The 11,554-nt window shown below is 70.9% G+C and carries 9 protein-coding genes and 1 tRNA gene; 5 read left to right on the top strand and 5 right to left on the bottom strand.

Annotated elements, in window-relative coordinates; translation table 11 throughout:
- The first annotated feature begins 400 nt into the window (after positions 1 to 400).
- Positions 401 to 2,530 (top strand): S8 family serine peptidase, encoded by a 2,130-nt coding sequence (locus HQN59_RS12990; RefSeq protein WP_176069520.1) that lies wholly within the window; start codon positions 401 to 403, stop codon positions 2,528 to 2,530.
- A gap of 196 nt (positions 2,531 to 2,726) precedes the next feature.
- Here the strand turns inward: HQN59_RS12990 and HQN59_RS12985 are convergent, their stop codons facing one another.
- From HQN59_RS12985 to hrcA, 4 genes are all read right to left on the bottom strand, one after another.
- Positions 2,727 to 3,602 (bottom strand): aKG-HExxH-type peptide beta-hydroxylase, encoded by an 876-nt coding sequence (locus HQN59_RS12985; RefSeq protein ID WP_176069519.1) that lies wholly within the window; start codon positions 3,600 to 3,602, stop codon positions 2,727 to 2,729.
- On the bottom strand, positions 3,565 to 4,566 hold the full coding sequence (locus tag HQN59_RS12980) for a hypothetical protein (protein WP_176069518.1): 1,002 nt from the start codon (positions 4,564 to 4,566) through the stop codon (positions 3,565 to 3,567). The genes HQN59_RS12985 and HQN59_RS12980 overlap by 38 nt, the downstream gene beginning before the upstream one ends.
- 143 nt (positions 4,567 to 4,709) lie before the next feature.
- A tRNA-Ile gene (locus HQN59_RS12975) sits at positions 4,710 to 4,786 on the bottom strand.
- Positions 4,787 to 4,896: 110 nt separating this feature from the next.
- Positions 4,897 to 5,910 (bottom strand): heat-inducible transcriptional repressor HrcA, encoded by a 1,014-nt coding sequence (gene hrcA, locus HQN59_RS12970; RefSeq protein ID WP_176069517.1) that lies wholly within the window; start codon positions 5,908 to 5,910, stop codon positions 4,897 to 4,899.
- 68 nt (positions 5,911 to 5,978) lie between these two features.
- On the opposite strand from hrcA, the gene HQN59_RS12965 reads away from it, so the two are divergent.
- Genes HQN59_RS12965 through HQN59_RS12950 form a run of 4 tightly spaced genes read left to right on the top strand, consistent with a single transcriptional unit; the run spans position 5,979 to position 10,155 of the window.
- The gene (locus tag HQN59_RS12965; protein WP_176069516.1) at positions 5,979 to 6,860 is read left to right on the top strand and encodes an NAD kinase; all 882 of its coding nucleotides are present in this window, start codon (positions 5,979 to 5,981) and stop codon (positions 6,858 to 6,860) included.
- Positions 6,861 to 6,876: 16 nt separating this feature from the next.
- Positions 6,877 to 8,598 carry a DNA repair protein RecN gene (gene recN / locus HQN59_RS12960; protein WP_176069515.1) on the top strand — a complete coding sequence of 574 codons (1,722 nt, stop codon included), beginning with the start codon at positions 6,877 to 6,879 and terminating at the stop codon, positions 8,596 to 8,598.
- On the top strand, positions 8,595 to 9,521 hold the full coding sequence (rapZ, locus tag HQN59_RS12955) for an RNase adapter RapZ (protein WP_176069514.1): 927 nt from the start codon (positions 8,595 to 8,597) through the stop codon (positions 9,519 to 9,521). The genes recN and rapZ overlap by 4 nt, the downstream gene beginning before the upstream one ends.
- A 1-nt stretch (position 9,522) precedes the next feature.
- The gene (locus HQN59_RS12950; protein WP_176069513.1) at positions 9,523 to 10,155 is read left to right on the top strand and encodes an LON peptidase substrate-binding domain-containing protein; all 633 of its coding nucleotides are present in this window, start codon (positions 9,523 to 9,525) and stop codon (positions 10,153 to 10,155) included.
- A 165-nt stretch (positions 10,156 to 10,320) separates the two neighbouring features.
- Here the strand turns inward: HQN59_RS12950 and mutY are convergent, their stop codons facing one another.
- On the bottom strand, positions 10,321 to 11,340 hold the full coding sequence (gene mutY / locus HQN59_RS12945) for an A/G-specific adenine glycosylase (RefSeq protein WP_176069585.1): 1,020 nt from the start codon (positions 11,338 to 11,340) through the stop codon (positions 10,321 to 10,323).
- Positions 11,341 to 11,554 lie beyond the last annotated feature (214 nt).

The raw sequence follows: 11,554 nt of genomic DNA, 5'->3' as shown, positions 1-11,554 counted from the left end.
CCGACGCAGTCGGCGGCGTCATGGCCGACCTGGCGGCGCGGCGCAGCGCAGGGCGACGGTCCGCCGGGTGGTGCGGACCTGGCGCCCGGCGCGGCGGCGGCGCAGGCGCTTGAAACCCGGGCGCATCCCCTCGCCACGGCTCGCCACGAGCGCAATGTCGCTTCGCAGGCGCGACCTGACCAACGCGGTCGCAGTCGCTGGCGGCACTCGAAATCCGCTGTGGGCGTGACCTGCGCGTGTGTCGGCGGCGTCGAGCTGCACCGGGCCAGCGGTGTCGACGACTTTTACAGGGAAAACGTGGAGGATTGCACGCCATCCGGCAAGTGATTGATTTCGGCTCGTGGTACGCGTCTTGCGTACACGAGTGAGGTTGAACAACGCAACCGAACCGGAGGCTCTCTTGCTCAAGTCCATTCCGTTCAAGCCGCGCCTGCTGACGGCGCTGATGCTCGGCTGCTTCGCGGGCCAGGCCGCGACCGCAGCGATCGTGACCTACGCTGGCGACCCCGGTACCGCCGGCGATCCGGCGAGTTGGCGGACTCCCGAATTCATGCGCAGCTTCGGCCTGCGAGCCATGGGTGCCGAGTACGCCTATGCCGCTGGCTTCGCCGGTGCCGGCGTTCCCATCGGCCTCGTCGATTCCGGCTTCTACTTCGCACACCCCGACCTGCCCGCTTCGCGGTACACCCCGGTGACCGTCAACGGGGTGTCGGGTACCTGGAACGCGGCCTACAACGACAGCCACGGCACTGGCGTGTCCGGGCTGGCGGCGGGCTCGCGCGACGGCAACGCCACCACCAACTTCCACGGCGTCGCGTTCAACTCCCAGGTCTACATGGGCAACACCCTCAAGGGTGACGGGGCGCTGTTCGGCGTTCCGCAGGCGACCCAGACCGTTGGTCAGACCATCGATCAGGCTTACATCGCCAACGTCTACCGTGCCGTCGCCGCCACGCCGGGCGTTCGGATCGTCGGCACCAGCTGGGGCAGCCAGCCGAACACCGAGCAGTATCAGACGCTGCGTCCGACCACCGGCACCAACCTGACGGGCCGAGCCGGCGCATTGGGGAACTGGGCGTATCTGACCCGCGGCGACACCTGGTTCCAGGGTGCGCTCGACGCCTGGGCCACCGGCGACGCGATCAACTTCAGCAATGGCAACACGGGCTACTTGAACTCGAGCCCGCGTTCCGGCGCAGCGTACTTCCGTCCTGAGCTGGAAGGGCGCTGGACGGCGGTCACGGGCATCCAGCAGTCCGCCACCGTCAACGGCACCACCGTCGGGACGACGTACAACGCCGACGGCAGCGTGAACATCCCCGGCGTGCAGGTCTACAACCAGTGCGGCTACGCCAAGTGGTCGTGCGTGTCGGCGCCGTCAGCGGGCACGGTCACCAGCAACGTCGGCAACATCGCCACGTCGCCGACCGCCGGTGTCGGCACCTTCAGCGGCACGTCGGCCGCGCAGCCGCACGCCACGGCAGCGCTTGCGCTCATCATGGAGCGCTTCCCCTACATGACCAACGAACAGGCGGTCATGGTCATGCGCACCACGGCGGTCCAGAACGCCACCATCAACAACTCGGCCGGCGCGCAGATCATCAACCCGACGGCCGGTCAGATCGTGCAGGTGCCCGACGATCGCAACGGCTGGGGCACGGTCAGCCTGCGCAACGCCATGAACGGCCCCGGCCAGTTCATGGGCAACTTCGCGGTCAATACGCAGGGACAGAACGACACCTGGTCGAACAACATCTCCGATGTCGCGATCCGCGCGCGGCAGGCGGAAGATCAGACCGAGGCGACGGCCTGGGCTGCCCGCAAGGCCGAAAAGGGCTGGAACGTCACGCCGCCGCCGCCGCCTCCTGCGGTGCCCACCGCAGCTGCCGACCAGCAGGCGTACTACGCGAGCGACGCGGTCAACGACTACACCGAGTACCAGGTCGGCCTCGCCCGCGAAGCCGCGCGCAACTCGCGGGTCTACAACGGCAGCCTGACGAAGCTAGGTGCCGGCGCGCTGACGCTGACCGGAATGAACAGCTACACGGGCGGAACCCAGGTCATGGGTGGCACGCTGGTCGCGGGCTCGCGCACCGCGCTCGGCACCGGCAACGTCTCGGTGGGGAACGCGACGCTCGCCACCCGCGTCGCCGACAGTCCGCTGATGATCGCCGGCAACCTGACGCTCGGTCCCGACAGCGTGCTCGACCTTGGCTTCAGCCGCTGGGCCAGCCTGCTGCTCGATGTCGACGGCGTCGCCACGCTGAACGGGCTGCTGCAGATCACGTTCCCCGGCAACTACTCGAATGCGCCAGGGCTGTTCGATCTGATGGACTTCGCCAGCTCGACCGGCGCGTTCAGGAACGTGAGCTTCGTCGGCCTCAACCCATATCTGACGGCGAGCTTGGTCTACAGCGCCAACGGCATCGATGTGCTGATCGCGTCGGTGCCCGAACCGGCCACCTACGCGCTCGCGCTGCTCGGCCTCGGCTGCGTGGGCTGGGCCTCGCGCCGTCGGCGCAAGGCCTGAGTTCGGCGCGGCGCGCCGCTCTCGACCCAGGGCGCCGGCACGGCGCCCTTTTCTTTGCTCGTGCGGGTTGCAGGCGAGATCGCGCGATCGGGCGAAGGGCCAGCGACTCAACGCCTGCCGAAGCCGCCTCGGCCGTTCCAGACGAACGCCGGTGCGGCCGCGCGAGGCCGCTGGCGCTGCTCGCCCGACCAGCGGCTCATCCGAGGGCGCTTGCGATGGCCGCCATCCAGCCTGCCTGCTGCCTCGCCGACGCCACTTCGCGCAGGCTCGCGAACGGCTCGGCCGCGCGCGTCGCCGCACCGGCGGCGGTTGACATCCCGCGCATCGCGGCGAGCGCCTGCGGGTCGATCTTGGCCGACGCGAACACCGGGCTGCTGAGCAGGTCTTCCAGGAACGCAAAGCCGAACAGGCAGTGCGCGACGCGCGCGCGCGCATGCGTCGCCTCGCCGGCGGACGCCGGCTGACGCCCGAGCTCGGCCCAAAGCGCCAGCAATCCGAACCAGACGAAGCTTGCATGCACCAACGAGTGCAGCGGCAAGCGTGCGCCTGACCACGGAGAGCGATAGGTCGGCAGCGGCGCAAGGTCGCAGACGTGCCCGTGAGCCTCTTCCATGCGGTAAAGCAGCTGATGCGTCGCTTCGTGGGTGAGCGCCTCGATCGCGACCAGCGTTGCCTCGCTGGGCTGGTGCAGGTTGGTCAGCAGGCACGCGCCGACGTGCAGGCGGTGCGACGCCGAACCGCCCGGGACGCCTGCGTCGGAGCGCAGCAGCACGCGCTGCAGCTGCTCGTCTACCAGGCGCCAGGCCGCAGGAACGCGCCGCGCCATCGTTTCTGCGGCTTCGTCCAGTGCCGCGAGACTGCGAGCCCGCCCGGGCGCGTCGTGGCGCGCCGACGGCGCAGCGGTGTCGTACGCCACGTCCGGCCAGGTCTGCGGGGAATCGAAGTCGATGACGAAGCCGAACCGGTTGTCCTGGCTGCGTTCCGACCGATCTCGACCCGCGCCGCTCGAGGCCGCGGGTGCACCGAACCGCAGCTCACGCAGCACGTCGTCCAGCCCACTTCCTGATGTCATTGGTCAGACCTTGTTCGACGAGCTGCGCATAGAGCGGATGTCCGCCGCTCATGACCGGCACGGGGAAGCTGCTGTAGAGCACCGGCGGCCCATCCCCCAGGAACAACGCGTGCTCGAGAACGCGGATGGCCGACACCGCCGCGAATGCACGAGCGATATCGATCATCGCCTGCCGCTGCGACGCCGACATCGTCGGCGGCGCGTTCGGGAAGAACATGGCGTCGCCGACCTGCGCCAGGTGGACCATGCCGCCTTCCGGCATCACGTAGTCCACACGCTGCGTCGCAGGGACCTCACTCTGGCCGGTGGCGTCGAGCGGCTTTCCGAGGCTGTACGGCGTCCACCGGTTGACCGCGAACACGCGTCCCTGCAGCGCACGCGGCACCGAGGCCGCCGAATGCTCGGGCACCCGCAGGCCCGGTACGAGGCGAGGCAGGTCCTGCCACTGGTCGAGCAGCGAGCCGTAGCACCCCATGATCGAGGTCGCGGTCGGCAGCGACGACACGTAGCGAAACCGCCCCAGTTCGTCGCGCAGGCGGCACCACACCGCCTGTCGGACCACTGTGGCGTCGGGAGTCGCTGGACCGGGTTCGAGGCGGTCACCCAGCGGCAGCCGGTTGATCAGCGCCGTGCGATCGGGATCGACTCGGCGGCCGTCGACCACCCAGCGTGTGCCAAGCTCGATGCCGTCGATCAGCTGTTGCGCCGACAGCGCGATCAACGGCCAGCCGAGCGACGCCCGCTTTTGCATGAGGGCACGCGTCACCGCATCGGCCGGGTCACTGCAGAGCAGCAGAACGAGTTCCGGCTCGAAGTCGGCGGATGGCGTGGGCACGGTCATGCGTGTGGCGCGGCCGGGGTTCTGGATATCGCGCGCACGATCGTAGCCGCGTGCCGAGTGTCGGACATGCATGTCGCCGAAACACGCGTCGCAAAAGCACGGTCGCGTGAGCGCCGGACCCATATCGACAGAGGGCCGCGGTGCCTCGAGATCCGGGGTTCGGCCGTCTCGCGCTCGGCGCCTGCCTGCGGTGGCGGCTGCGCGAAGAGATCAAGCCCGAAACCTGTCCGACGGCTGCCGCGCGACAGGAACACCGACCATGTCGCTGGTAGGCCGTGTTGGACTTGAACCAACGACCAAAGGATTATGAGTCCTCTGCTCTGACCAACTGAGCTAACGGCCCCTCCGCGCGGATTCTATGAGGCGCCCGGACAAGGTAGGGGCAGTGCGCCCGCGTCTGCACGCCTGTGGAACCGTCGCGCCAATTGTGGTGCGATCCCGCGCCACCGCGCCCTACTTCTGCGACAGCGCGTTCGACACCAGCCGCGACGTGATGTCGACGATCTGGATCATGCGGTCGTACGCCATGCGGGTCGGACCGATCACGCCGAGCGTGCCGACCACGGTGCCGTTGACCTCGTACGGCGCCGACACCACCGAGAGCTCCTCGAATGGTACGACCTGACTCTCGCCGCCGATGTAGATGCGCACGCCGTCGGCACGGCTGCTCACGTCGAGCAGACGCATCAGCTGCGTCTTCTGCTCGAACAGGTCGAACAGCTTGCGCAGGCTCCCCATGTCGCTCGAGAAGTCGCGCACCGTCAGCAGGTTGCGCTCGCCGGCGACGACGACCTGCTCGTGGCTCTCGGCGATCGCGTCGCTGCCCGCCTGCACCGCCGCGTGCATCAACGCGGCGATCTCGCCGCGCAGCGCGTCGACCTCGGTCTTGAGGCGCTCGCGCACCTCCTCGAGCGTGAGTCCGGCGTAGTTCGTGGTGAGATAGTTGCTGGCCTCGATGAGCTGCGCCTGCGTGTAGTCCTGCGCCGTGAAGATGACGCGGTTCTGCACGTCGCCGTCCGGTGCCACCATGATCACCAGGATGCGCCGTTCCGAGAGGCGCATGAACTCGATGTGGTGGAACACGCCCGGCTTCTTCGGCGCGGTGATCACGCCGACGAAGTTCGACAGGCTCGACAGCAGGTTGGCCGCGTTGGCGATCACGCGCTGCGGTTGCTCGGGGTGCAGCTGCGGCTCCATGTCGGGCGGCACCGACGTCACCGGCTGCGCGGTGAGCATGGTGTCGACGAAGAGCCGGTAGCCGCGTGCCGTCGGAATGCGCCCGGCGCTGGTGTGCGGGCTCGCGATGAGGCCGAGCTCCTCGAGGTCGGCCATCACGTTGCGGATCGTCGCCGGCGACAGCTCGAGGCCGCTGGCTCGCGAGAGGGTCCGGGAGCCGACCGGTTGGCCGTCGGCGATGTAGCGCTCGACCAGCGTTTTCAGGAGGGTTTTGGCGCGCTCGTCCAGCATGGTTCAGGGTCGGATGATGGCGAATTCTGGGGCTCGTCGCCGAGGGGCCCTGTGGTGTAATCCCGCGAATGTCGACCCGCTTCCGTCATGCTGCGCTCGTCGGCAAATACCAGGCCGAAGGCGTGCGCGACGTGCTCGATCGCATTGCCCGTTTCCTGGTCGAGGAAGGCCTCGAGGTCTCGCTCGAGGAGCAGACCGCGCGCAACACCGGTCTGGCCGGCTACGCGGCTTGCTCGGTCGACGAACTGGGGCGTCGTTGCGACGTCGCGATCGTGCTCGGCGGAGACGGCACCATGCTCGGCATCGCGCGCCAGCTCGCGCGTCACCGCACCCCCCTCGTGGGCATCAACCAGGGCCGCCTCGGCTTCATCACCGACATCGCGATCGAGGGCCTCGAGGACACGCTGCGCCCGATGCTCGCCGGCGACTACGTCGACGAGACACGCGCCATGCTCGAAGGCGGCGTGCGGCGCGGCGCCGACACGATCTTCGAGAGCTTCGCGCTCAACGACGTTGTCGTGAGCCGCGGCAGCACCTCGGGCATGGTGCAGTTGCAGGTCGAGATCGACGGCGAGTTCGTCTCCAGCCTGCGCGCCGACGGCCTGATCGTCGCCTCGGCCACGGGCTCGACTGCGTACGCGCTCTCGGCCGGCGGGCCGATCCTGCACCCGTCGATCGGCGGCTGGGTGCTCGTGCCGATCGCGCCGCACGACCTCTCGAACCGACCGATCGTGGTGCCGAACTCGGGCGAGGTCTCGGTCGAGATCGTCGCCGGCCGCGACGCGAGCGTGAACTTCGACATGCAGGCGCTCACCAGCCTGCAGCACGGCGATCGCGTGCAGGTGCGGCGCTCCACCCACGAAGTGCACTTTCTCCACCCGCGCGGGTGGAACTACTACGCCACGCTGCGCGGCAAGCTGCACTGGAACTACGGCGTCCAGCTCACCTGACCTTTCCTAGCCCACGATGCTGCGCCGCCTCGCGATCCGCGACTTCGTCATCGTCAGCGAGCTCGAGCTCGAACTCGACGCCGGGTTCACCGTGCTCACCGGCGAGACCGGCGCCGGCAAGTCGATCCTCGTCGACGCGCTGCAGCTCGCGCTCGGCGGACGCGGCGACGCCGGCGTGGTGCGCGAAGGCGCCGGCCGAGCCGAGATCGGCGCCGAGTTCGACGCGCCGGCGGGTCTTGCGGGCTGGCTCGACGACGCCGGCTTCGACGCCGACGACGGGCGCCTGCTGCTGCGCCGGACCATCGACGCGCAGGGCAAGAGCCGGGCGTGGATCAACGGCAGCGCGGCAACTGTCGCGCAGCTGCGCGAGGCTGCCGAGCACCTCGTCGACATCCACGGCCAGCACGCGTGGCAGAGCCTCACCCGCGGCGCCTCGGTGCGCGGGCTGCTCGATGCCTACGCGCAGATCGACACCGCCGCGCTCGCCGCCGCCTGGGCTGCCTGGCGCGACGCCAACAGCGCGCTGGCCGACGCGCGGGCCCGCTACGGCGATCTCGAGCGCGAGCGCGAGCGGCTCGCCTGGCAGATCGGCGAGGTGGAGCGACTCGGCCCCGGCGCCGACGAGTGGACCGAGCTCGACGCCGAGCACACGCGCCTGGCCAACGCGCAGTCGCTGATCGACGCCGCCCGCAAGGCCTACCAGGCGATCGACGAGGCCGACGAGAGCGCCGAGGCGCTCACCGCGCGCGCGCTCGACGCGCTTTCCGACGTGGCCGCGTTCGACCCGCGCCTCGAATCGGCGATCGGCGCGCTGCAGGGCGCGCAGGCGCAGCTGCAGGACGCCGCCCACACGCTTGCCGGCTACCTGCACGCGATCGAGCTCGACCCCGACCGGCTGCAGGCGCTCGACGAGCGCCTCTCGGCCTGGCTCGCGCTCGCGCGCCGCTACCGCCGTCCACCGGCCGAGCTCGCCGGGCTGCTGGCCGAGTGGCAGGCCGAGCTGAGGAAGCTCGACGAGGCATCCGACCTCGATGGCCTGCAGCAGCGCCTCGACCGCGCCGCGGCGGCCTACGAAGCCGAGGCGGCGCGCGTCAGCCAGGCACGGCGCCGCGCCGCGCCGGCGCTCGCCCGCTCGGTCACGCAGTCGATGCAGCAGCTCGGCATGACCGGCGGGCGCTTCGAGGTCGAGCTCGTCGCCGGCGACTCGCCGCAGTCGTATGGCGCCGAATCGGCCGAGTTCCTGGTCGCCGGCCACGCCGGCAGCACGCCGCGCCCGCTCGCCAAGGTCGCGTCGGGCGGCGAGCTTTCCCGCATCGCGCTGGCGATCGCGGTGACGACGAGCCAGCTCGCCGATCGCCACGACGCCGCCGCAACGCTGATCTTCGACGAGGTCGACGCCGGCGTCGGCGGCGCAGTCGCCGAGACGGTCGGCCGAATGATGAAGCAGCTCGGGCGCGAGCGGCAGGTGCTGGCCGTGACCCATCTGCCGCAGGTCGCCGCCTGCGCCGACCACCACGCGGTCGTCGCCAAGCGCGTCGTCGACGGGCGTGCGCGCAGCGAGATCGGCTTCGTGACCGGCGAAACGCGCGTGGCCGAGATCGCCCGCATGCTCGGCGGGGAGCGTCTCTCCGGAACCAGCCTCGCCCACGCGCAGGAGATGCTCGCCGTCGGCAGCGGCGCGGCCGACCCGCCCGCCGCGCCGTCCAAGCCCGCGAGTCGGGCGACCAGGCGAACATGAGCGATACGCCGCCGGGCCCCGGGCCGGCGTCCCTGCAGGAGATCGTGCTCGTCACCGGCATTTCCGGGTCGGGCAAGTCGGTCGCGCTGCACGCGCTCGAGGATGCCGGCTTCTTCTGCGTCGACAACCTGCCCCCCGAGCTGCTGCGCGACTTCCTGCGCCTCGAGGCGCACCGGCCCGAGCGTCGGGTCGCGATCGCGGTCGACGTGCGCAGCGCGGGCTCGCTGCCGCACCTGCTCTCGCTGCTCACGCAGCTGCGCTCCGAAGGCGTGTCGATCCAGGCCGTGTTCCTCGACGCCAGCACCGACGCGCTGGTGCGGCGCTTCTCCGAAACACGGCGCCCGCACCCGCTCTCGGACGAGCTCTCGACGAGCGCGTTCGCGCGCCTCGCCAGCGACGAACTCGAGGGCCGCCGCGCGCTGATCGACGCGATCGAGCTCGAGCGCCAGCTGCTCGCCGAGCTGCGCGAGATGTCGATCGTGATGGACACCAGCCAGCTGCGCCCGACCCAGCTGCGCAGCTGGATCCGCGAGCTCGTGAGCGCGGTCGACAGCCGCCTCACGCTGGTCTTCGAGAGCTTCGCGTTCCGCCACGGCGTCCCCCTCGACGCCGACTTCGTGTTCGACGTTCGGGTGCTGCCGAACCCGCACTACGTGCGCGAGCTGCGCCCGCTCACCGGGCGCGACGCGCCCGTCGCCGAGTTCCTCGCGGCGCAGCCCGAGGTGGCCGACATGCTCGGCCAGATCGAGGACTTCCTCGCGCGCTGGCTGCCGGCGTTCGAGGCCGACCAGCGCAGCTACCTCACGGTCGCAATCGGCTGCACCGGCGGCCAGCACCGCTCGGTCTACTTCGCCGAGACGCTGGCGCAGCGCTTCCGCTCGCGCGTCGTCACGCTGATCCGCCATCGCGAACTCGAGGCCTGACATGGCCGACGCACCGACCGTCCATCCCGACCTCGCGCTCTTTCCGCTGCAGACCGTGCTGTTCCCCGGCGGGCTGCTCGTGCTGAAGGTGTTCGAGACGCGCTACGTCGACATGGTGGCGGCGTGCCTGCGCGAGCGCCGCCCGTTCGGCGTGGTCGCGCTGCGTGCCGGCTCCGAGGTGCGCCGCCCCGGCAGCGGGGAAGAGGTCGCGCTGCAGGGCACCGGTACGCTCGCCGAGCTGATCGACGTCGACAGCGCCCAGACCGGCATCCTGCAGATCCGCTGCCGCGGCACGCGCCGCTTCAGGCTCGGGCCCGCCCACCAGCAGCCGGACGGCCTCTGGCGCGCCGACGCGACCGAGTGGCCCGACGACCCGGTCGTCGCGCCGCTCGAGCCGCAGGCGTCGGCGGTCACCGGGCTGCGCCAGGTGATCGACGCGCTGCAGGAGCAGGGCGAGCTGCCGTTCCTGCAGCCGTTGCGCTTCGAGAGCGCCGGCTGGGTCGCCAACCGCTGGTGCGAAATCCTGCCGATCGCGGTCGAGGACCGCCAGCTCCTGCTCGAGATGGTCGACCCCGTCGGGCGGCTCGCGGTGGTCGACTCGGTGCTGCGTTCGCAGGCGGCGACGAACGCCTGAAGGCCCGCGGGCCGACGCGCCTTCCGCGCGTCAGGGGTGCGGCAACTCCACGATAAGAAGCAGCCGTCGTGGGAGTCGAAGGCGTGCGCCGAGGGCCTGGCGCCTATCGCGTGGCGTGGACCGCCCCGGTCTTCCCGCTGACTTAGCACCGAGCCTCGCCGCCGACTAGCCCTCTTCGAGCAGCCTGCGCAGCGGCGCCGGAATGCCGGCTGCCGGCGCCGCGTCGTTCGCGAACCAGCGGCCGCTCGGCCACGCGTCGACGATCCGGCTCACCGCCGCCTCGGCCGTCGCTTCCGGCAGCACCCAACGCACCGGGTGCAGGGTCCAGTCGAGGTGCGTCAGCACGTGCGTGAAGCTCGGTCGCACGGTGGCGCTGCCGGGCCAGCCGTGCGTCGCGGCATCGAACTCGGCGGCGCTCGCGAATTCGGGAAGGCTCCAGAGCCCGCCCCAGACGCCCTTGGCGTCGCGCCGCACCAGCCAGATCGATCCCCGCCACTCGAGCTGCAGCCAGACAGCCTCGCGCGTGCCGCGCCGCAGGCGCCGCGTCTTGAACGGATAGCGCTCCGGCTCCCCGCTGGCCGCGGCGGCGCAGCGCACCCGCAGCGGGCACGCCGTGCATGCCGGCGTGCGGACGTGGCAGACGCCGGCGCCGAGGTCCATCAGGCCCTGCGTGTAGCGCTCGATGCCGGCGGCCGGCAGGAGGTCGGTCGCGTGCTGCCAGAGCCGCTTCTGCTCGGCGCCCGAGGCGAGGTCGACGTCGAATGCGAGCACGCGCGCCAGCACGCGCTTGACGTTGCCGTCGAGGATCGCGACGCGCTCGCCGAAGCAGAACGCGGCAATCGCCGCCGCGGTCGAGCGCCCGATGCCAGGCAACTGCTCGAGCCCCGCGCTGGTCGCGGGGAACGCGCCGGCGTGCTCGGCGACGACCACCTGCGCGCATCGATGCAGCAGGCGCGCCCGGCTGTAGTAACCGAGGCCGCTCCACAGCGCGAGCACGTCGTCGAGCGGCGCCGCGGCAAGCGCGCGCACGTCGGGAAAGCGCGCGAGAAAGCGCTTGTAGTAGCCGAGCACGGTCGAGACCTGCGTCTGCTGCAGCATCACTTCGGACAGCCACACCCGGTACGGATCGCGCGTGTTCTGCCAGGGCAGGTGATGGCGCCCGTGCGTGCGCTGCCACGCGATCACGAGCTCGGCGATCGACGCCGGAGCGCCGTCCGCGGCAGCCGCTTCGGCATCGCTCGCGGCGAACAGGTCGGGCTGGCGGCGCGCGGACGATCCGCGGGCGGGTGCCTCGCGATCGGCTCGCGGCACGGGGTCCGTCCCGGCGATGCTCGGGTGCAACGCTCGACGCGGCCCGAACGCCGGCAAGTCCTCGCGCGCATCGATCGCCGTGGGCGAC

Origin of the sequence: Rhizobacter koreensis (assembly GCF_013366375.1) — a bacterium.
GTDB lineage: Bacteria > Pseudomonadota > Gammaproteobacteria > Burkholderiales > Burkholderiaceae_C > Schlegelella_A > Schlegelella_A koreensis.
This window is presented reverse-complemented; position numbering and strand designations above follow the sequence as displayed.

What these genes read in the sequence shown, in the direction of transcription:
- rapZ (WP_176069514.1), top strand. Translation starts at nt 8,595, where the DNA reads ATGAGCGATACGCCGCCGGGCCCCGGGCCGGCGTCCCTGCAGGAGATC.
- HQN59_RS12980 (WP_176069518.1), bottom strand. Translation starts at nt 4,566, where the DNA reads ATGGGTCCGGCGCTCACGCGACCGTGCTTTTGCGACGCGTGTTTCGGC.
- HQN59_RS12985 (WP_176069519.1), bottom strand. Translation starts at nt 3,602, where the DNA reads ATGACATCAGGAAGTGGGCTGGACGACGTGCTGCGTGAGCTGCGGTTC.
- HQN59_RS12965 (WP_176069516.1), top strand. Translation starts at nt 5,979, where the DNA reads ATGTCGACCCGCTTCCGTCATGCTGCGCTCGTCGGCAAATACCAGGCC.
- recN (WP_176069515.1), top strand. Translation starts at nt 6,877, where the DNA reads ATGCTGCGCCGCCTCGCGATCCGCGACTTCGTCATCGTCAGCGAGCTC.
- HQN59_RS12950 (WP_176069513.1), top strand. Translation starts at nt 9,523, where the DNA reads ATGGCCGACGCACCGACCGTCCATCCCGACCTCGCGCTCTTTCCGCTG.
- hrcA (WP_176069517.1), bottom strand. Translation starts at nt 5,910, where the DNA reads ATGCTGGACGAGCGCGCCAAAACCCTCCTGAAAACGCTGGTCGAGCGC.